This is a genomic window from Methylobacterium sp. 285MFTsu5.1 (assembly GCF_000383455.1).
Taxonomy (GTDB): domain Bacteria; phylum Pseudomonadota; class Alphaproteobacteria; order Rhizobiales; family Beijerinckiaceae; genus Methylobacterium.
Map to the genome: position 1 here is coordinate 98978 of NZ_KB911288.1, position 20624 is coordinate 119601.

The 20624-nt window shown below is 71.3% G+C and carries 17 protein-coding genes; 10 read left to right on the forward strand and 7 right to left on the reverse strand.

Translation table 11 applies throughout. The annotated features are described in order from the left end of the window. Positions 1 to 202: 202 nt before the first annotated feature. From pedF to H288_RS0123680, 9 genes are all read left to right on the forward strand, one after another. Complete coding sequence (gene pedF, locus H288_RS0123640) at positions 203 to 622, forward strand: cytochrome c-550 PedF (protein ID WP_026605228.1); 420 nt, start codon at positions 203 to 205, stop codon at positions 620 to 622. Positions 623 to 653: 31 nt separating this feature from the next. Continuing rightward, positions 654 to 1472, forward strand: a complete 819-nt coding sequence (locus tag H288_RS0123645; protein WP_020095060.1) for a transporter substrate-binding domain-containing protein — start codon at positions 654 to 656, stop codon at positions 1470 to 1472. 347 nt (positions 1473 to 1819) lie between these two features. Continuing rightward, the gene (locus tag H288_RS0123650) at positions 1820 to 3589 is read left to right on the forward strand and encodes a PQQ-dependent methanol/ethanol family dehydrogenase (RefSeq protein WP_026605230.1); all 1770 of its coding nucleotides are present in this window, start codon (positions 1820 to 1822) and stop codon (positions 3587 to 3589) included. Positions 3590 to 3763: 174 nt separating this feature from the next. Further along, complete coding sequence (locus H288_RS0123655) at positions 3764 to 4423, forward strand: response regulator transcription factor (protein WP_020095062.1); 660 nt, start codon at positions 3764 to 3766, stop codon at positions 4421 to 4423. Between the two features lie 258 nt (positions 4424 to 4681). Then, positions 4682 to 4813 (forward strand): hypothetical protein, encoded by a 132-nt coding sequence (locus H288_RS36285; RefSeq protein WP_020095063.1) that lies wholly within the window; start codon positions 4682 to 4684, stop codon positions 4811 to 4813. Further along, a complete protein-coding gene (locus tag H288_RS0123665) occupies positions 4810 to 6858 on the forward strand; it encodes an FUSC family protein (RefSeq protein ID WP_020095064.1) in 2049 nt (682 codons plus the stop codon). Before H288_RS36285 ends, H288_RS0123665 begins: the two co-directional genes overlap by 4 nt. Continuing rightward, a complete protein-coding gene (locus H288_RS0123670; RefSeq protein WP_026605231.1) occupies positions 6855 to 7064 on the forward strand; it encodes a DUF1656 domain-containing protein in 210 nt (69 codons plus the stop codon). The genes H288_RS0123665 and H288_RS0123670 overlap by 4 nt, the downstream gene beginning before the upstream one ends. Continuing rightward, positions 7061 to 7987, forward strand: a complete 927-nt coding sequence (locus H288_RS0123675; protein ID WP_020095066.1) for an HlyD family secretion protein — start codon at positions 7061 to 7063, stop codon at positions 7985 to 7987. The genes H288_RS0123670 and H288_RS0123675 overlap by 4 nt, the downstream gene beginning before the upstream one ends. 73 nt (positions 7988 to 8060) lie before the next feature. Further along, a complete protein-coding gene (locus tag H288_RS0123680) occupies positions 8061 to 8351 on the forward strand; it encodes a hypothetical protein (protein ID WP_020095067.1) in 291 nt (96 codons plus the stop codon). A gap of 82 nt (positions 8352 to 8433) precedes the next feature. Here the strand turns inward: H288_RS0123680 and H288_RS0123685 are convergent, their stop codons facing one another. The 6 genes from H288_RS0123685 to H288_RS0123710 all read right to left on the reverse strand — a co-directional run bounded on the left by H288_RS0123685 (position 8434) and on the right by H288_RS0123710 (position 16948). Further along, positions 8434 to 9906 (reverse strand): NAD-dependent succinate-semialdehyde dehydrogenase, encoded by a 1473-nt coding sequence (locus H288_RS0123685; RefSeq protein ID WP_020095068.1) that lies wholly within the window; start codon positions 9904 to 9906, stop codon positions 8434 to 8436. After that, positions 9899 to 11911 carry an acyl CoA:acetate/3-ketoacid CoA transferase gene (locus H288_RS0123690; RefSeq protein ID WP_020095069.1) on the reverse strand — a complete coding sequence of 671 codons (2013 nt, stop codon included), beginning with the start codon at positions 11909 to 11911 and terminating at the stop codon, positions 9899 to 9901. Before H288_RS0123690 ends, H288_RS0123685 begins: the two co-directional genes overlap by 8 nt. A gap of 24 nt (positions 11912 to 11935) precedes the next feature. Then, complete coding sequence (gene phaC, locus H288_RS0123695) at positions 11936 to 13066, reverse strand: class III poly(R)-hydroxyalkanoic acid synthase subunit PhaC (RefSeq protein ID WP_020095070.1); 1131 nt, start codon at positions 13064 to 13066, stop codon at positions 11936 to 11938. Further along, positions 13059 to 13889, reverse strand: coding sequence for a poly(R)-hydroxyalkanoic acid synthase subunit PhaE (locus H288_RS0123700; protein ID WP_020095071.1), 831 nt, complete (start codon positions 13887 to 13889; stop codon positions 13059 to 13061). Before H288_RS0123700 ends, phaC begins: the two co-directional genes overlap by 8 nt. Positions 13890 to 14076: 187 nt before the next feature. Next, on the reverse strand, positions 14077 to 15252 hold the full coding sequence (locus H288_RS0123705; protein ID WP_020095073.1) for an iron-containing alcohol dehydrogenase: 1176 nt from the start codon (positions 15250 to 15252) through the stop codon (positions 14077 to 14079). Positions 15253 to 15295: 43 nt separating this feature from the next. Continuing rightward, the gene (locus H288_RS0123710; RefSeq protein WP_020095074.1) at positions 15296 to 16948 is read right to left on the reverse strand and encodes an acetolactate synthase large subunit; all 1653 of its coding nucleotides are present in this window, start codon (positions 16946 to 16948) and stop codon (positions 15296 to 15298) included. Between the two features lie 264 nt (positions 16949 to 17212). On the opposite strand from H288_RS0123710, the gene H288_RS0123715 reads away from it, so the two are divergent. Beyond that, positions 17213 to 18700 carry a DUF2252 domain-containing protein gene (locus tag H288_RS0123715; protein WP_020095075.1) on the forward strand — a complete coding sequence of 496 codons (1488 nt, stop codon included), beginning with the start codon at positions 17213 to 17215 and terminating at the stop codon, positions 18698 to 18700. A 174-nt stretch (positions 18701 to 18874) separates the two neighbouring features. Here H288_RS0123715 and H288_RS0123720 read toward each other — a convergent pair whose 3' ends face one another. After that, positions 18875 to 19813, reverse strand: a complete 939-nt coding sequence (locus tag H288_RS0123720) for a LysR family transcriptional regulator (RefSeq protein WP_020095076.1) — start codon at positions 19811 to 19813, stop codon at positions 18875 to 18877. Positions 19814 to 20624 lie beyond the last annotated feature (811 nt).

A 20624-nucleotide genomic window follows, 5' to 3' on the forward strand; every position in this document is an offset into this window, starting at 1 on the left:
CGGCGCTCGTCTTTGGCCGGGAGTCTAGGAGCGGAGTTGCGCCCTCCGATATTAGACCAAGGTGCACAAACCGGGTTTGGTGCAGCGCAACACAAGTCGTCGATGGCGCTAATCTGGCCGATCCGTACCAAAGCATAATGGGTCCGCCGCCCGGTACTTGCTAACCGTTGTGCAACGACGACGGGAGGGGCGGATGCGCACGATGAAGACGGCGGCGGGCGGCGTGCTCGCGGCGCTGGGACTGGCCCTGGCCGCCGGCGGCGCCCTCGGGCACGGCGATGTCCAGCCCCAGCCGGTCAACACCGACGGCCTCAAGCCGCTGGGCGCCGAGTGGGTCGCCGAGAACCCCTACAAGGACGACAAGCACGCCATCGCGATCGGCGCCTCGGGCTTCAACCAGAACTGCGCCCGCTGCCACGGCCTGGAGATGATCTCCGGCGGACTCGCCCCGGACCTGCGCTACCTGCCGCAGGGCAAGGAGGGCGACGAGTACTTCGTCGAGCGCATGAAGCACGGCGCCGTCATCAACGGCGTGACCAAGATGCCGGCCTTCGAGGGTGTGATCTCGCAGGAGGGCCTGTGGGCGATCCGGAGCTACATCGAGTCGAAGCATGAGGATTAGCGCACGGCTCCTTCTCGCCTGCGGCCTGCTCATGGCCCTCCGGTTCCAGCCGGAAGCGGCGGCGCGCCCCCTCGACCAGATCGTGGCCGACGGCACCCTGCGGGTGGCGGTCTACGGCGACAACGCGCCGTTCTCCGCGGAGGAGACCGGCAGGCCCCGCGGCATCGACGTCGATCTCGCCCGCGCGATCGCCGACGCGCTCAAGGTGAAGCTCGACCTGCGCGTGGTCGACGCCGGCGAGAACGTCGACGGCGACCTGCGCCTGACCCTGTGGCGCGGCGACCTCGCCGGCACGCCGCTCGCCGACCTGATGCTGCACGTGCCGACTGACCGGCAGCTCGCCCTGCGCAACGAGCAGGTGTTCTTCACGGCGCCGTATTTCGAGCAGGAGATCGCCTTCGCGTACCGCAAGGGCGCGCTGGACGGCTTCGACAGCCTCGACGACATCGGCGACCGGAGCGTCGCGCTGGAGGGCACGGGCGCCGCCGACCTGATGCTGCTGACCGCCCAGGGCGGCCGCTTCCGCCCGAACCTGAAGCACTACAGGAGCTTCGAGGAGGCCGCGAAGGCCTACCTCGCCGGCGAGGCGCCGATCCTGGCCGGGAGCCGCGCGGCGATCGCGGCGGCCCTGTTTGCCGCGAAGGCCCCGAAGGACGACAACCCGATCGCCACGGTCCCGTCGACGGGGCTGGTGAAAACGCGCTGGGAGATCGGCGGCGCGGTGAGGACCGATTCCCGCGACCTCGCCTACGCGGTCGGGGACGCGATCACGGCACTGAACGCGGAGGGTCGGCTCAGGGCGATCTGCGAGAGCTACGGCGTCACCTACGCGCCGCCGAAGGGGTATTGAGCGCATCCGTCATCGCGAGCGCAGCGAAGCGATCCAGACAGCGCGCCATCGTGGGATGCTGTGCTGCCCTGGGTCGCTTCGCTGCGCTCGCGATGACGGTAAGAGCGAACATCAGATCTCCCGAACGAGACCTCCGTCGGATTCGCGCCAATCCGAGCGCCGATCTCGACGAATACATTGCATTCGCCGGTCCGCAGAGTGGCCTTATTGGACCAATGGCCAATAAGACTTTCCTGAGAAGCCCGATAGCTTCGTCCTCCAAGGGGGCGCCCCGCGACTCGTGCGGCCCGCGTCGAAACCCGGATGCCCCGGCCACACGGACCGGGGCCGACCACGGAGGACACGTCATGAGAATGCGGACCCGGTTCCTCGCCGCGGTGGGCGTCGCCGCCCTCGTGGCGGGCGGCGCCCTGCCGGCCATGGCCCAGGGGGTCACCGAGCAGGACATCATCAACGACGCCAAGACGCCCGGCGACGTGGTCACCTACGGCCTCGGCCCGCAGGCCCAGCGCTTCAGCCCGCTGAAGACGCTCAACCGCGACAACATCAAGGGCCTCGTCCCGGCGTGGTCGTTCTCGTTCGGCGGCGAGAAGCAGCGCGGCCAGGAGAGCCAGGCGCTGGTCAAGGACGGCATCATCTACGTCACGGGCTCGTACTCGCGCATGTACGCGATCGATTCCCGCAGCGGCGAGAAGAAGTGGGAGTACGACGCCCGCCTGCCGGAGGGCATCCTGCCCTGCTGCGACGTCGTGAACCGCGGCGCCGCGCTCTACAAGGACAACGTCTACTTCGGCACGCTCGACGCCAAGCTCGTCGCGCTCAACACCAAGACCGGCAAGGTCGTCTGGCGGAAGGAGATCGACGACTTCAAGGCCGGCTACAGCTACACGGCCGCCCCGATCATCGTGAAGGGCAAGATCATCACCGGCGTGTCGGGCGGCGAGTTCGGCGTGATCGGGCGGATCGAGGCCCGCGACGCCGAGACCGGCGAGGTCGTGTGGAAGCGGCCCGTGATCGAGGGCCACATGGGCGAGCTCAACGGCAAGCCCTCGACCATGACCGGCAAGGTCAACGAGAGCTGGCCCGGCGACATGTGGAAATTCGGCGGCGGCGCCACGTGGCTCGGCGGCACCTACGATCCCGAGACCAACCTGATCTACTTCGGCACCGGCAACCCCGGCCCGTGGAACTCCTGGCTGCGGCCGGGCGACAACAAGTGGACCTCCTCGCGGCTCGCCCTCAACCCCGACAACGGCGAGATCGTCTGGGGCTTCCAGACCACCCCGCACGACGGCTGGGACTTCGACGGCGTCAACGAGTTCGTGCCGTTCGACCTGAACAAGGGCGGCAAGACCATCAAGGCCGGCGCCACCGCCGACCGCAACGGCTTCTTCTACGTCCTCGACCGGACCAACGGGAAGTTCATCTCGGCGACGCCGTTCGTCGAGAAGATCAACTGGGCCAAGGGCATCGATGAGAACGGCCGCCCGATCTACAACGAGGAGAACCGCCCCGGCGACCCGAGCAAGGCGACCGGCAACGACAAGAAGGGCAAGTCGGTCTTCGCGGTGCCGAGCTTCCTCGGCGGCAAGAACTGGATGCCGATCGGCTACAGCCCCGACACCAAGCTGTTCTACGTGCCCTCCAACGAGTGGGGCATGGATATCTGGAACGAGCCGGTGAACTACAAGAAGGGTGCCGCCTACCTCGGCGCCGGCTTCACCATCAAGCCGGTCTTCGACGACCATATCGGCTCGCTCAAGGCGATCGACCCGGCCTCCGGCAAGGTCGTGTGGGAGTACAAGAACAAGGCCCCGCTCTGGGCCGGCGTGCTCACCACCGCGGGCAACCTCGTCTTCACCGGCACGCCGGAGGGCTTCCTGAAGGCCTTCGACGCCAAGACCGGCGAGGAGGTCTGGAAGTTCCAGGTCGGGACCGGCGTGGTCTCCTCGCCGATCACCTGGGAGCAGGACGGCGAGCAGTGGGTCGGCGTCGCGGCCGGCTGGGGCGGCGCGGTGCCGCTCTGGGGCGGCGAGGTCGCCAAGTCGACGGCCGGCATCAACCAGGGCGGCAGCTTCTGGGCGTTCAAGCTGCCGAAGACGGTGGCGTCGCGCTGAAGGCGCTCAATCGGAAGCGTGCCGGCCCCCGCGGGTCGGCACGCCCAGGTCCCGGGGCCGGGCGGTCGTCTCAACACCCGCTTGCGCCCCGGGGCCGCATCGATCACCTTCGGACCTCCCGCCCGCGTATTCGGCGGATCCTGTGAGGATCTCGAGCGAAGGACCGAGGTCTCCGTGCATCTCCTGATCGTCGATGACCACCCGCTGTTCCGCGACGCCCTGGCGGCCACGATCCGCCTCGCGCACCCGGACGCGGTGCTGCACGAGGCCGACGGGATCGAGGCGGCCTGCGCGGTGCTCGCCGCGAACCGCGGCATCGACCTGACGCTCCTCGACCTGTCCATGCGCGGCGTCACCGGCTTCGACGGGCTGATCACCATCCGGGCGAGCTTCCCGCGCATCCCGATCCTGATCGTCTCCGGCCACGAGGATCCGCGCATCGTCCGCGAGGCCCTGCAGCACGGGGCGGCGGGCTTCGTCCCCAAGGCCATGGACAAGGCGACGCTCACCCGGGCGATCACCGAGGTGATGAGCGGGGCGCTGTTTCTGCCGCCCGGGCTCGCCGAGGCCGGTGCGCCCGCGCCCCGGTCCAAGAAGGCGCCACTGGCCGAGCGCCTCGCCCGGCTGACGCCGCAGCAATTGCGGGTCCTGATGATGATCCGTCAGGGCAAGCTCAACAAGCAGATCGCCCACGAGCTCCAGGTCGGCGACTCGACCGTGAAGGCGCACGTCTCGGAGATCCTGCGCAAGCTCGAGGTCATCAGCCGCACGCAGATCGTGATCGACACGGCGTCCCTCGACTTCGACCAGATCCACAACAGCCACTCGGCCTGACGACGCGATCGCGGGATCCGGCCTGCGGCTCGGGGATCGCCGCGACGGCGGCTGCGCGTCCGCACCCGCCCCGTGCAGCGACCGGATTATATGCGCCCGCCGCAGAACAAACCCAAGTTATGGGTCGACTCATTCTTCTGGCGCAGCCCTGATCCCCTCGCGGCATCCCTCAATCGAGATCGATATGAGGCTATCTATCGGCGTGCGAGCCGATTGATCCGGTGACCTCGCCGGCTCCTCGCGACGGTGGATCAGGTTGTGACCGGCATCGATGGTCCGACGACGCGCGGGCGACATCAGCAGATCGACACCCACGCCCTCCTGACCACCGGCCGCCACCGGCGCCGCGCCACCGTCGGGGCCGCGCCCGAGCCGGAGCCGGTGCCGTGACCCTCCCCGCATGGCGCGACTGGGCCTTCGCGCTGAAGACCTACGCGGCGGCGATGCTCGCCCTGTACCTCGCGCTCTGGATCGACCTGCCGCGGCCCTACTGGGCCCTCGGCACCGTCTACATCACCAGCCAGGTCCTCTCCGGCGCGACGCGCGCGAAGGCCGCGTACCGGGTCTGCGGCACCGTGCTCGGCGCGGCGGTCAGCGTCGTGCTGGTGCCGAACCTCGTGAACGCGCCGATCCTGCTGAGCCTCGCGGTGGCGCTGTGGGTCGCGCTCTGCCTCTACGTCTCCCTCCTCGACCGAACCCCCGCGAGCTACCTGCCGATGCTCGCCGGCTACACGGCGGCGCTGATCGGTTTCCCCGCCGTCGACGATCCCGGGGCGATCTTCGACACGGCGGTGGCGCGGGCCGAGGAGATCTCCCTCGGCATCGTCTGCGCCAGCCTCGCCGCCACGCTGATCCTGCCGCAATCGGCGGCCCCGCTCATCGTCGGACGGCTGAACGACTGGTCGGCGGAGGCCCGGGCCTGGATCCGGAGCGCCCTCGCGGCCGCCCGCGCGCCGGAGGCCGTTGGGCCGAGCCAGGGCCGGCGCCTGCGCCTCGCCTCGGACGCGATCGGCCTCGACGCCCTCGGCCTCGCCCTGCGCAACGAGGCGACGGGCGCGGAGCGCGCCGCCGAGGCCTTCGCGCCCCTCCGTCAGCACATGCTGATGGTCCTGCCGATCGTCGCCGCCGTGGCGGACCGCGTCGCCGCCCTCGAGCAAGCCGGCGCTGTTCCGGCGCGGGTCCGGGCCTTCCTGTCGGACCTCATCGACTGGCTCGCCGACGAGGTCGACGATCCGGATCGCGCCGCGCGGCTGCGCGACCGGATCGACGGGTTCGAGCCCGCCCTCGGCCGAGCGCCGGACTGGAACACGCTCCTCCTCGCGAGCCTCGCGGCGCGCCTGCGCGACGTCATCGACCTGCGCCAGGATCTGCGGGTACTGCGCGGCCACCTCGCGGTCGGCACCGCGCCCCGCGCGCCGCTCGCCTTCGCCTACACGGCCCGCGTCCGGTCGATCCGCCACCGGGACCACGGGCTGGCCGCGTTCTCGGCCTTCGGGGTGTTCGCGGGCCTGCTCGCCTGTTGCACCATCTGGATCGCCACCGGCTGGCCGGACGGCTCCGCGGCGCCGATGATGGGCGCGGTCGCCTGCTGCCTGTTCGCCGCGCAGGACGATCCCGCGCCGCAGATCCTGAGCTTCGCCAACTCGGCGATCGTCGGCGCCCTCGGCGCGGGCCTCTACCTGTTCGCCGTGCTGCCGCTCGCCACCTCCTTCGAGATGCTGGCGCTCGCGCTCGCACCGGCCCTGATCCTGTGCGGCCTGATGATGACGCAGCCGCGCACCGCCCCGATGGGCATGGGCGCGGCGCTGAACGGCGCGACCCTGCTGGCCCTCCAGAACGGTTACAGCGGGGACTTCGCGCCCTTCGCCAACGGGGTGATCGCCTCGGTGGTGGGCATGTGGATCGCCGCCGCGGTGACCCGGGTGATCCGCTCGGTCGGCGCCGGCTGGAGCGCGCGGCGGCTGATCGGGATCAACCGGCGCAGCCTCGCGGCCGCCGCGGACGGGCGCGGCACCGGCCACGGGCTCGAACTCGCGGCCCTCATGCTCGACCGCGTCGGCCTGATCGCGCCGCGGCTGGCGAGCCTGCCCGCGGACACGTCCGCCTCCGTGGGCGACCTGCTGGCCGATGTCCGGGTGGGCATCAACCTCGTGGAGGTTCGCCGGGTGCGCCGGCGGCTGACGGGCCCGGCCCGCAACACCGTCGACCGGGTCCTCGCGCTGGCGGCGCGCCAGCTGCGCGGCCGGACCGACCGGCCGGACGCGGCGCTGCTCGCGGCGCTGGACGAGGCGCTCGACGCCGTCGCGGGCGCGGCCCCGTCGCCGGAGCGGCGCGCCGCCCTGATCGGCCTCACCGGCCTGCGCCGCGGGCTCTTCGCCGACGCGGCGGCCTACCGGGCGGCGCCCGCCCTGGACCACCGGGAGATGGCGGCATGATGGGCGAGATCGACCTCTGCGGCGTGTTCGTGCCGGGCCTCGCCCTCTGGATGGCGCTGGCCTTCGCCCTCGGCCTGCCGCTGCGCCGCCTGCTCGCGGCGACCGGCCTCTACCGCCTCGTCTGGCACCGGCCGCTCTTCGACCTCGCCCTCTACGTCGTCCTGCTCGGCGGCGTGGTGACCCTCGCCCACCGGACCCTGCCATGACCGCCCTGTTCTCCGCCCTCGGCCGCCTCCTGGTCACCCTCGGCATGGTCGCCGCGGCGCTGATCGTCGGCCTCGGCCTGTGGGACTACTACATGGACGCCCCCTGGACCCGGGACGGGCGCGTGCGCGCCGACGTGGTGGCGGTGGCCCCCGACGTCTCCGGCCTCGTCACCGAGGTGCTGGTGGAGGACAATCAGGTCGTGCGGAAGGGCGACGTCCTGTTCCGGATCGATCCGGACCGGTTCCGCCTGGGGCTGCGGCAGGCGGAGGCGATGGTGGAGGGCCGCAAGGCGACCGCCGAGCAGGAGGCGGCCGACTACGCCCGCTACAGCAGGCTCTCCGACGCGGCGGTGTCGCAGCAGCGGGTCGAGGCCGCCAAGGCGGCCGACCTGTCGGCGCGGGCCGCCTACGAGCAGGGCTTGGCGGATCGCGACCTCGCCAAGCTCAACCTGGAACGCTCGGCGGTGCGCGCCCCGGTCAACGGCCGGATCACCAACATGGAGCTGCGGCCGGGCGCCTACGTCACCACCGGACGTGGCGTGATGGCGCTGATCGACAGCGACACCGTCCGGGTCGAGGGCTACTTCGAGGAGACGAAGCTGCCGCGGATCCGCGTCGGCGCGCCCGTGACCGTCGAGCTCATGGGCGAGGACGGGGCGCTCCGCGGCCACGTCGCCAGCATCGCCGGCGGCATCGGCGAGACCGGCCGCAGCGACGCCTCCAACCTGCTCGCGAACGTGAACCCGACCTTCTCGTGGGTGCGCCTCGCCCAGCGCATCCCGGTGCGGATCAGCCTCGACGGCGGCACGGCGGATCCGCGGCTGGTGAGCGGCCGGACCGCGACGGTCTCGATCGCGCCGGCGGCCGGCGGGGAACCCCTGCGCTGGCCCTGGACGGCGTGGCGCGAGGCGCTCGCCCGCTGAAGGCGCGACCGAACCATCCGGGCGCGCCCGGGTTGGCCTCACACCACAGCCCAACGACCTGTCAGGAGGCCCCATGTCGAAGACGATCCTCGCCCTCGCCACGTCATTCGTACTCGCCACGTCCGGGGCGGCGCTGGCCCAGGCGCCGCAGACCGGCGGCGCCAACCAGGGCAACGTCAACAAGTCCGGCGCGGTCGGCGGCACCGGGACCGGGACCGGCTCGATGGAGAGCACCGGGTCCACCGGCGCCGGCATGGCGCCCGGCACCAGCGGCGGCCCGCGGGTCAGCACGCCCGGCGCCCCCGCCGGCAGCAGCTCGGGCAACGGCGCCACCGGCAGCGGCGCTGCGCCCAGCGGGAAGTAGGCCCCGCCGGTTCTCCCTCCCACCTGCGCGGGGGGAGGGAGAACCCGTCAGGTCCCGATCCGGACCGGCGTGTGCCCCGGCCCTACGCGCCGAGCCCGCCCACGCACAGGTACTTGGTGTTCAGGTAATCCTCGATGCCCTGGTACGAGCCCTCTCGGCCGAGGCCGGATTCCTTCACGCCGCCGAAGGGCGCCACCTCGGTGGTGATGATCCCCTCGTTGATCCCGACCATGCCGTATTCCAGCGCCTCCGCGACTCGGAAGGTCCGGCCGAGGTCGCGGGTGTAGAAGTAGCAGGCGAGCCCGTACTCGGTGTCGTTGGCCATGCGGATCGCCTCCGCCTCGTCGCGAAAGCGGAACAGCGGCGCCAGCGGCCCGAAGGTCTCTTCCCGGGCCACCGCCATGGCGGGGGTGGCGCCGGTGATCACCGTCGGCTCGAAGAACTGGCCGCCCAGCGCGTGGCGGTGGCCGCCCGCCACCACCCGGCCGCCCTTCTCCACGGCGTCGCGGATATGGGCCTCGGTCTTCTCCACGGCCGCCATGTCGATCAGCGGCCCCTGGGCGACGCCGTCCTCGACGCCGTTGCCGACCTTCAGGCGGTTGGCCGCCTCGGCCATCTTCTCCGCGAAGGCGTCGTAGATCCCGTCCTGCACCAGGAACCGGTTGGTGCAGATGCAGGTCTGGCCGGAATTGCGGTACTTGGCGAGCATCGCGCCGGCCACCGCCTTGTCGAGGTCGGCGTCGTCGAACACGATGAAGGGCGCGTTGCCGCCGAGCTCCATCGAGACCTTCTTCACCGTGTGGGCGGCCTGCTCCAGCAGCACCTTGCCGACCTCGGTGGAGCCGGTGAACGTGATCTTCTTGACGAGCGGGTTGCCGGTCATCTCGGCGCCGATGGCGCGGGCCGAGCCGGTGAGGATCGAGACCGTGCCGGCCGGGAAGCCGGCGCGCTCGCACAGGACGCCCCAGGCGAGGCCGGAGAGCGGGGTCTGCGAGGCGGGCTTGATCACGATCGGGCAGCCGGCGGCCAGAGCCGGGGCGATCTTGCGGGCGATCATCGAGGACGGGAAGTTCCACGGCGTGATCGCCGCCACGACGCCGACCGGCTCCTTGGTGACGAGAATCTTGCGGTCGCCCCAGGGGGAGGGGACCACGTCGCCGTAGACGCGGCGCGCCTCTTCCGCGAACCACAGCACGTAGGCGGCCGACATGGCGACCTCGCCGCGGGACTCGGTCAGCGACTTGCCCTGCTCGGCGGTGAGGATCTGCGCCAGATCCTCCTGATGCTCGGTCACGAGCGCCGCGAGCTTGCGCAGCAGCACGGCGCGCTCGTTGGCGGTCTTGGCGCGCCACGCCGGGTAGGCCTCGTGCGCCGCCTTGATCGCCTGCCGGGTCTCGTCGGCGCCGGCATTCGGCACCTTGGCGATCAGCGCGCCGGTCGCCGGGTTGGTGACGTCGATGCTGCCGGAACCGGCCTTCGACCATGCGCCGCCGATCAGGCAGGCATCGACCAGCAGGGCGCGGTCCTTCAGGGAGGGGGTCTCGAACTCAGGCATCCAACGGTTCCTTCGGCGGCCGCGGCATGTCGGGCTGGGACATGCCGGACCGCGGCTTGAGAGGCACGCTCTGGGCCGTATTCCTCGCCTGCGCCTCGGCTTTTGTCTCGAAGACATGGGGAGCCAGGTCGCGGCTCGCCAACGAGGCGCCGAGTTTCAATCGCAAGAACGCGCTCGTGGTATACCGGGACGCGGTCTCGTAATAGCGGTTTTCGAGATAGGCGATCGCCGAGAAGTAGGCGTCGCTCACCGTCGGGTCGATCTCGAACCCGTCGTAATTGGCGATCAGGTGGACCTTCCTGCCGATCTCCTGGCAGGCGCGCTCGTATTCGCGGCGCACCAGCTCGACGTCGTCGATGGTCCGGACCTGGAAGCCCTCGAGGTTCGAGAACAGGATGTTGCGCTCCGGGTCGTAGCTGATCCGCTCCGACAGCGAGAGGCCCAGCAGCCAGGGCTCCAGCGCCATCACGGACTCGCGGAACAGGCGCGGATCCATCGGCTGCGGATCCTGCACGATTGGGGTGAAGCCCATCTGGCCGAGGATGTCGCGCGCGATGTCGATGCCCGGCGCGACCTCGACCAGCTCCATGCCGGCCCGCGTCCGGCGGAACACGCAGCGCTCGGTCACGTAGAGCACCGGCTGGCCGCGCTCGGCCGCGTAGGCCCCCGAGAAGGTCACCTGCTCGACCGCGGCGATGAATTTCCGCGAGCGGCCCTCGCTGAGGATCCGGATACCGCCGTCCTCCACCGCCACCTTGAGGCCGTCGGCCGTGAACGTGCCGGCGAAGACGAGGCTCTTGGCGTTCTGCGAGATGTTGATGAACCCGCCCGCGCCCGCGAGCTTCTTGCCGAACCGGCTGACGTTGACGTTGCCCTCGGCGTCGCACTGGGCGAGGCCCAGGCAGGCGAGATCGAGGCCGCCGCCGTCGTAGAAGTCGAACTGCTGGTTCTGGTGCAGCACCGCGGCCGGGTTGAGGGCGGCGCCGAAATCCAGCCCACCCTGCGGCAGGCCGCCGATCACGCCGGGCTCGGCGGTCAGCGTCAGGTATTTCAGCACCCGCTCCTCGGCGGCGACCGCCGCGACGCCCTCGGGCATGCCGATACCGAGATTGACCACGCCGCCCGGCGGGAGCTCGAAGGCGCAGCGCCGGGCGATGACCTTGCGGGTGTCGAGCGGCATCGGGGCGATCCGGTCGAGCGGCACGCGCTGGCGGCCCGTGAAGGCGTGGTTGTAGGGCGTGCCGTAGGTCTGGCGGTGGTTCTCGGGCGTGCTGAGCACCACGCAATCGACCAGCACGCCGGGCACCTGCACCTCGCGCGGGTTGAGAGAGCCGGCCTCGGCGAGCCGCTCGACCTGGGCGATGACGAAGCCACCCGAGTTCTTCGCCGCCATGGCGGCGGCGAGGTTGTCGAGGGTGAGCGCCTCGCGCTCCATGGTAATGTTGCCGGCGGGGTCGGCCGTGGTGCCGCGGATCAGCGCGACGTTGACCGGGAAGGCCTTGTAGTGGAGCCAGGCCTCGCCGCCGAGCTCGACCACGCTGACGAGGTCTTCCTGCGTCACGGCGTTGAGCTTGCCGCCCTCCAGACGGGGGTCGACGAAGGTGCGTAACCCCACTTTGGTGATGTGGCCCGGCGTGTGGGCGGCGATCTCGCGGTAGAGGTGCGAGACCACGCCGAGCGGCAGGTTGTAGGCCTCGATCTCGCCCGCCACCGCCATGGCGCCGAGCTTCGGCACGAGCGCCCAGTGGCCGCCGACGACGCGGCGGACGAGGCCCGGGATCGCGAGCTTGTTGAGGCCGCGCTCCTTGCCGTCGCCGGGGGCGGCGGCGAACATCAGGCCGATCCCGTGCGGGCCGTTGCCGGATTCGAAGCGGCGGGCGAGCGCCAGGATCAGCTCGTCGGGCGTGCCGATCCCGACGAAGCCCGAGACCGCCACCATGTCGCCGTCCTGCAGGATGGCGGCGGCCTCGTCGGCGCTGACGATCTTGTTCTTCAGGCTGCCCATGCGGCACTCCCCCGAGCCTGCACGTTATCCCCGCTTGCCGAGCCAGTCGGCGATGCCGGAGCCCAGCAGCTTCTGTGCCTTGCCGCCGACGAAGACGCCGACATGGCCGCCGGGCAGACCCATCTCGGTGTAGTCGGTGGTGCCGATCTTATCCTTCAGCGCCTGCGAGGTGGCCGGCGGGATGATGTGGTCGTCCTGGGCGAAGACGTTCAGCACCGGGCAGGTGATGGCCTTCAGGTCCACCCGCCGGCCGCCGAGCTCGAAGGCGCTCTCGACCAGCTTGTTGTCCTGGTAGAGGTCCTTCAGCCACTGCTTGGCGGCCTCGCCGGGATGGTCCGGACGGTCGGCGATCCACTTCTCCATCCGGAGGAAGTTCAGGAACTTTTTCTTGTCGTCGAGGGCGTCGAGCAGGTCGAGGTTGTACTTCGTCATGGTGCGCATCGGCGTCATCATCGAGAACACCGAGCCCATGAAGGCGCCGGGCAGCGACCCCTGCGCCTCGATCAGCCGGTCGACATCCTCGGGCGTGAGCGAGCGGGTCCAGACGTTGATGAAGCCGTGGCCGGCCCGGTTCTCCCGCGTGTCGGCGTGGAAGTCGATCGGCGTGATCGTCAGCACCATCGCGTTGACGGTCTCGGGGTAGAGCGCCGCGTAGCAGGTGGTGAAGACGCCGCCCTCGCAGATGCCGAGCAGGCTCACTCGCTCGCGCCCGGCCGCCTCCTGGATGAAGGCGACGCACTCGGCGAGGTAGCCGTCCACGTAATCGTCGATGGTGACGTAGCGGTCGGCCCGGCCCGGATTGCCCCAGTCGACCACGTAGAGGTCGAGGCCGAGATTCAGGAGATTGCGGACGAGCGAGCGGTCCTCCTGCAGGTCGGCCATCGTGTAGCGGCCGATCAGGCCGTAGACGATGAGCACCGGCGGCAGGCCCGCGCTCTCGGCGAGCGGCCGGTAGCGGTAGAGGCTGACCTTGTCCTGGCTCCAGACCAGGTCCTTCGGCGTGGTGGCGATCTCGACATCGGCGTCGCTGACATCGGCGAACAGCCTGGCGCCCTCGCTGATGCGGCGGCCGAGGGTGCCGACCTCGGCCAGCAACGCGGCCGGGGTGAGATTCAGCGGGGCGGCGGGCCCCTTCGGCTTCTCCTGATCAGCCATGGGCGTCCTCCCCGACCCGTGAACCGCCGGCTCTCGCGGTCTTGCCGGCCTGCCGACGCTCGCGGCGGAGCGCCCGGACTTCCCGGCGCAGCTCGGTCAGGCTCTTGTGGACGTCGTCGAGCTCGGCCCGGGTCGGCTGGCCGTAGAACTCGGACAGGAAGGCCGCGACGTCCTGCTGGGCGAGCCGGAGGTCCGTGGAGGCCCGCAGGACCGCCCGCTGCGAGGCCAGGAACGCGTCGGAGCGCTGGACCTCCAGGAGGACCGCGTTGGCGGTCTCGATCCACCGGCTCATCATCTCGCGGGCGGAGGCGAAGCTCTCGCCGTTTTCGGCGCGGGCATTGGCCTCCTTCGCGAAGGTCCCGGCCGCCCGCGTCCAGGCCTGCAGCATCACGGCCTGATGCTCGCTCTGCGCCCGCCGCAGGCTCGCCCAGGCGGTGAACAGCGCCGCGTAGCGCCGCTCGGTCTGCCACAGGTCGGCGAGCTGCGGGCCCTCGGCCATGCGGGTCAGGGCGGCGTCGAACTCGGCCGAGCCGCCGAGCCAGGCCTGCGGATCGAAGATCCGGGCGAGCACCGCTCCGGCCGTCGGGTCCGGTGCGCCGGGGCCGCCCTGGAGCGAGCGCGTCAGCGTCTGCGAGAGGGCGCTGGCGGCGGTCCAGGCCTCGGTCAGCTTGGCCTGCGCCGCGGCGAGATCCGCGAGGTCGCCGCCCGGGAAGGCCGGCCAGCCGAACCCGGTCGCGGACTGCCCGGCGCCCGGGGTGAAGAAGCCCGCGCCGGCCCGCGTCCAGAACTCGCTCATCGCCCGGAACGCGTCGAACTGGTCCATGCTGGCGTCTCTCCTCACAGCCCCGAGGCTGAAACCGTCGCCCCCGTCCCCGCGAGCGGAGCGAAGCAATCCAGCAGCGCCATGCTCAACGACGGCGCGCCACCCTGGGTCGCTTCGCTGCGCTCGCGATGACGGTGTGGGCTGGACTGATCGGGCGACAGCCCCGGCATCACCGCCGTCGTCATGCTCACGCCGCCGGGCGCGCCTCTCCCAGCGCCTCGGCGTAGATCGCGAAGGCGTCGTCGTAGGTGACCTCGCGCGGGTTGTTCACGAGGAGCCGCGTCTGCTTCATCGCGTCGGTGGCCATGCGCTCTAGGTCCTGCCGGGCGACGCCGACCTCGGCGAGCGAGGCCGGAACCTTGCAGTCGCGGCAGATCGCGTCGAGACTCTCCACGAAGCGCTTGGCGGCCTCGGGCCGCGGCAGGTCCGCGGCCGCGGGGTCGAGGATCGGCGCGAGCTCAGCGTAGAGTCCTTCAGCGTGCGAGAGGTTGAAGCGCATCACCCCCATCAGCACCAGGGCGTTCGAGAGCCCGTGCGGCACGTGGAAGATCGCGCCGACCGGGTAGGCGAGGGCGTGCACCGCCGCCACCGGCGCGTTGGCGAAGGCCATGCCGGCCAGCATCGAGCCGAGCAGCATGCCGGAGCGCGCCTCGAGGTTCTTCCCGTCCGTGCAGGCAGTCCGGATGTTGGCCGAGAGCAGCGCCAGGGCCTGCTTGGCGAGCTGGTCGGAGATCGGGTTCTTCTTGTTCTTGCTGGTGAAGGCCTCGATGGCGTGGACCATGGCGTCGATGCCGGTCGCCGCGGTGACGTGCGACGGCAGGCCGAGCGTCAGCTCCGGGTCGAGCACCGCCCAGTCGGGCAGGAGCTTCGGCGCGACGACGCCCTTCTTCTCGGTGGTCGGCGTCGTGACGATCGAGATCGGCGTCACCTCCGAGCCGGTGCCGGCCGTGGTCGGCACCAGGATCAGCGGCAGGCGGTCGCCCTTGGCGAGGCCGACGCCGTAGATCGCGTCGAGCGGCTCGTCGGACTTGGCGAGGTAGGCCACGAGCTTGGCGGTATCGAGCGCCGAGCCGCCACCGATCGACAGGACGAGGTCGGTCCCGAGCTCGCGGGCGCGCTTGGCCGCCGCCTCGATCACCGTCGAGGGCGGGTCGGCGACCACGTCCTCGTAGACGTCGAGGGTGACGCCCGCGGCGGCCAGGGCCGCCTCGGCGGCCTGGGTGAGGCCGGCGCCGCGCACGCCCTTGTCGGTGACGAGGAGGACGCGCTTGGCCCCGAAGCTGCCGACGATCTCCGGCAGCTTCTTCGCGGCGCCGGCCTCGAACAGCACGTTCGGCGTGGTCTGGAAGGTGAACGGGTTCATCGCGCTGCCCTGTCTTGCGTGCCGACCATCTGCGAAACCGGCCTCACTCGGCCGGCTCGAAATCCTTCACCTTGGCGCGCAGCTCGTCGACCAGCACGCGGGTGTTCTCCGAGTAGTCGATCGGCACCGCCACGAGGTGCACCCCGCCCGCCGCGAAGGCCCGGTCCAGCGTCGGCACGAGGTCGTTGACCGACTCGACCCGGTGGCCGGTCGCCCCGTACGACTTGGCGTAGAGGACGAAGTCCGGGTTGCTGAAGGTCATGCCGTAATCGGCGAACTTGTCGACCGCCTGCTTCCAGCGGATCATCCCGTAGGCCGAGTCGTCGAGCACCAGCACCACGAGGTTGAGCTTCAGCCGGACGGCGGTCTCCATCTCCTGGCTGTTCATCATGAACCCGCCGTCGCCGCAGACGGCCATCACGCGCCGCTTCGGGTAGAGCATCGCCGCCATCATGGCCGAGGGCAGGCCCGCGCCCATCGTGGCCAGCGCGTTGTCGAGGAGCAGCGTGTTGGCGACGTAGGTGCGGTAGTTCCGGGCGAACCAGATCTTGTACATGCCGTTGTCGAGGCACACGATCCCGTCCTCCGGGATCACCCGGCGCACGTCGCGCACGAGGCGCTGCGGCGTCACCGGGAAGCGGTCCTCGCCGGCCCGATCGGCGATATGGCCGAGGATGTGCTCGCGCAGGTGCAGCAGCGCGCCCGCGTTCGGGAGCTTGCCGTCGAGCTTGTCGGCCAGGAGCTTCAGCGTCGGGCCGAGGTCGCCGACCACCTCGGCATCCGGATAGTACACCTGCTCGACGTTGGCCGGCATGTAGCCGATGTGGACGACCTTCTGGTCGGCCTGGCCCATGAAGAAGGGCGGCTTCTCGATCGTGTCGTGGCCGATGGCGATGATCAGGTCGGCCTTGTCGATCGCCTCGTGGACGTAGTCGCGCTCGGAGAGGGCCGCGGTGCCCATGTAGAGGTCGGTCCCGCCCGCCACCGTGCCCTTGCCCATCTGGGTGGTGAAGAACGGGATGCCGGTGCGCTGCACGAAGCCGCCGAGCTCGCCGGTGGCGCGGGGGCGGCTCGCGGCGGCGCCCAGCATGATCAGCGGGCGCTTGGCCTTCAGGATCATGTCCGCGGCGCGCGCGATCGCGGTCGGGTGCGCGACCGGGATGTCGATCGGGTGCGAGGGGACGAGGTCCGCCTCGGCCTCCTCGGAGGCGATGTCCTCGGGCAGCTCCAGCAGCACCGGGCCGGGGCGCTCCTCGGTGGCGACCCGGAAGGCGTCGCGCACGATGGTGGGGATCGAGGAGGCCGAGACGATCTGCCGGGCCATCTTGGTGATCGGCTTCATCGACGAGATCACGTCGACGATCTGGAACTTGGCCTGGCGCGAGGACAGGATGCCCTTCTGACCGGTGATGATGATCATCGGCATGGCGCCGAGATGGGCGTAGGCCGCGCCGGTGGAGAAGTTCAGGGCGCCCGGGCCGAGCGTCGAGAGGCAGACGCCGGGGCGGCCGGTGAGTCGGCCGTGGGTGGCGGCCATGAAGCTCGCCGCCTGCTCGTGGCGGGTCAGGACCAGCTCGATCTTGGAGTTGCGCAGAGATTCGACGACGTCGAGGTTCTCCTCCCCGGGAATTCCGAAGATGCGGTCGACGCCCTCGTTCTCGAGGGCCGCGACGAGGAGATCTGAACCTTTGGGCATGCGACGTCTCGCTGATGTAACGGTGTTCCCCGGCCGTCCGGGTCGATTCCGGCACTGTGATCGCGAGGCCGTGAACGACACGAGACGGAGGAACACCCCCCGAATACTCGGTTCGTTAGAGGGCCCCCCTGTAGGGTGGTCAAGGGCCGTCCGGGCCCGTGACGTCACAGAGCCGGCCGGATGCTAACGTGCGGTCCGCCGCCCCGGCTTCGGGTCGGTCGAGCGCACCGGCGGGGCCGACCCGGCTGCCGCGATGGGACAGCGATGGATCGCATCGAGAGCGACAAGACCGTGCCGCCGGGGGACCGGGAGGCGGATGCCCCGGCCGTGGACTCGGTGCTGGCACCGGTCGCCGATTTCCCGCGGATCGACCTCCGCGCGGGCGTCGAGGCCTGGGACAAGCGGCGCAAGGCCGGCAAGCGGCTGCGCGCCGAGGTGCCCCACGCGGGCCAGGCCGCGCTGGCTTCCGATCCCGACCGGCCCGACCCGGTCGCCCTGATCGAGGCCGCCCACGCGGGCCGCCAGCCGCACCTGATCCCGCTGCGGGTCGCCCGGATGGCGAGCTCGCCCTTCGCGTTCCTGCGCGGGGCCGCGCACGTCATGGCCTGGGACCTGTCGCGCGGGCCGCGCAGCGGCATCGACGTCGTGATGAACGGCGACGCGCACACCGACAATTTCGGCCTGTTCGGCACGCCGCAGCGCGACATCGTCCTCGACCTCAACGATTTCGACGAGGTCACGATCGGCCCGTGGGAGTGGGACCTCAAGCGCCTCGCGGCCGGGCTGGCGGTCGCCACCGACGACGCGGGCCTGCCGGCGGGCGAGCGGCGGGCGGCCGTCATGGAGGCGGTCTCCGGCTACCAGCACACGATGCGGCGCCTCGCGCCGCAGGGCTCCCTCGACGTCTGGTACCAGACGACCCGCGCCGACGGCCCGCACATCGCCGGGCTGCAGATGAACGCGGAGGCCCGGGCCGTGGTCCGCCGGGCGGTTGACAAGGCGCGGCGTCGCAACAACCGCAGCCTGCTCGCCCAGGTGGCCGAGCGGCGCACCGACGGCACCTGGCAATTGCAGACCGACGCGCCGATCCTGACGCCCGTGGACGCGGCGACCCGCGAGGGCGTCGTCACCGGCCTGGAGCGCTACGCCGAGACCCTGCCGCGGGAGCGGCGCTTCATGCTCGATCGCTACCACGTGGTCGACGTCGCCCACCGCGTCGTCGGCGTCGGCAGCGTCGGGACCCGGGCCTACCTCGCCCTGCTGTTCGGCAATTCCGACGCCGACGCGCTCTTCCTGCAGGTCAAGGAGGCGGTCCGACCGGCGCACGCGCCGTACCTGCCGGGCGTGCCGGCGCCGTTCTCCGGGCACGAGGGCGAGCGGGTGATCTACGGCCAGCGCCTGCTCCAGGCGGTGGGCGACCCGCTGCTCGGCTGGACCAGCATCGCGGGCCGCCCGTTCTACGTGCGCCAGATGAAGAACCTGAAGGGCGCGATCCCGCTGGCGCGGATGTCCGGCGCGCCGCTCCTGACCTTCTCGTACGCCTACGGGACGCTGCTGGCGCGCGCCCACGCGCGGACCGGGGACGCGGCGGCGATCGCCGGCTATTGCGGCAGCGGCAAGCACCACGACCTGAGCGGGGCGATCGCCGACTGGGCCGCGGCCTACGCGGAGCGCAATGCGGCCGACTTCGCCCTGTTCCGCGCGGCGATCGCGAGCGGCCGCCTGGAGGCCGCAGCGGATCCGTGCCTGTGACGGTGCGGTCTGCTCGCGGCCGGTCGATGCCGTCCGCACGTCCGTCCTCGCGAGCGGAGCGAAGCGATCCAGATCGCGCGACGCCGGCCAGCCTCGCGCTGTCCTGGGTCACTTCGCTCCGCTCGTGAAGACGGCACGGAATGCGTCGACCGTCGCGTTCAAGCGGAAAGCGTATCAGATGATGCCCGGCGCCGGCGGCTCGTGGGCCAGCCGGACCAGGAGGTCCCGCAGCCAGCGGTGGGCCGGGTCGTGGTCGTAGGAGGCGTGCCACAGCATCGACACGGGCACGTCGTCGAGGGGCACCGGCACGGGGCTGACGCTCAGCGCCAGGGCGCTGGCGAAGGAGGTCGCGAGCCGGGCGTGCATCGTGGCGATCACCGGCGCCGCGCGGACCATGAACGGGACCACGAGGAAGCGCGGGGTCGTCACCGCCAGGGTGCGCGAGCGCCCGATCAGCGCGAGGGCGTCGTCGACGACCCCGTGGGCGGTCTCGCGCAGGGACGTCAGCACGTGGGGGAAGCGCAGGTAATCGTCAAGCCCGATCGGCGGCTCCAGGCCGATCAGGGCGGCGTTGAACAGCACCACGTAGCTGTCCCGGTAGAGAAGGCGCTGCTTGTGGTGGAGCTGCCCCTCCGAGAACAGGCCGATGGCGAGGTCGACCCGGTCGGCGTCGAGCTCGTCGAGGATCCGGGTCCGGTCGACCGAGCGCAGCAGCAGCCGGATGCCGGGCGCCTCCCGCCGGAGCTGCGCGATCAGCCGCGGCCCGAGCAGCGCCTCGACGCTGTCCGGCAGGCTCACCGTGAAGACGCGTTCGACGGTGGCCGGGTCGAACCGCTCCTCCCGGTGCACCAGCGCCTGCACCTGCCGGAGGGTGGCGCGCAGCGGCTCGGCGATCTTCAGGGCGCGGGGCGTCGGTCGCATCCCGTCCGGCGCCCGGGTCAGGAGCTCGTCGTCGAACAGGCGGCGCAGGCGGGCGAGGCTCGAGCTCATCGCCGACTGGCCGATCCCGACCCGCGCGGCGGCCCGCGTGACGCTGCGCTCGTCGAGCAGCGCGTCGAGGGCGACCAGCAGGTTCAGGTCGATCCGGCTGAGATCGATATGGTCGATGGCCACGGGCGTCGCGTTCGGTGGAGGGTCGGAGTGCCGACATAGCAGATGCGACGGCTTGCCCGTCATCCCGAAGTCGCGCCGCGGCGTCCCGGAGTGACGGCAGGGCTCGGCCCATGTGACGGTGCCCGCGGCCGATGGTTTCTCGGCACCGACGTCCTTGCGAGCGGAGCGAAGCGAGCCAGCAGCGCGACGCCTGCCGATGTTGCGCCGCCCTGGCTCGCTTCGCTGCGCTCGCGATGACGGAGAAGCGTCGTCGAGAGCGGCGCGCAGCTCAGTTTGCCTTGACAATGTTCCTATTTTGTGCTTCCTGACCGCACCTGTCCGCGGCGGCCCGGGAGCGATCCCGGGGCGTCCTTCGGGGGCCCGCCCGGTGGCTGACCGTGCGGGTCCGGGGACGGGGCGGCGCCCGCGTCGGTGGCTCTCAGCCGCCATCGCCCCGGGCGACGGACCGGTGCGGGGCGTGCCTCGGACGCGGGCGTGAGACCGGGCGGCACTGTGCCCGGCGGGGTGAGGAAATGCCCCCGCGCCGACCCGCCTCTGGGCCGACCCTGAGCGACCTGCGGACCCGCCCACTACGAGGCGGGGGACGGCTGGAAGGCCACGGCGCCGATGCGGGTTCCGGGGGTTGCGGGCACGGCGTGCGCGCACCTCGCCCGAGACCGCTCACGGGGAGTCGCAGGACCGGGACGTCGGAGACGCCGCGACGAGACAGACGGCACCGGCCGGGGACCATGCCTGGTCGATGCCGCGGGGCGCCGCGGGGATCGGATCCCGCGCGTATTTGGCCGACACCTGGGTTCCCGCGGCGTCCCGC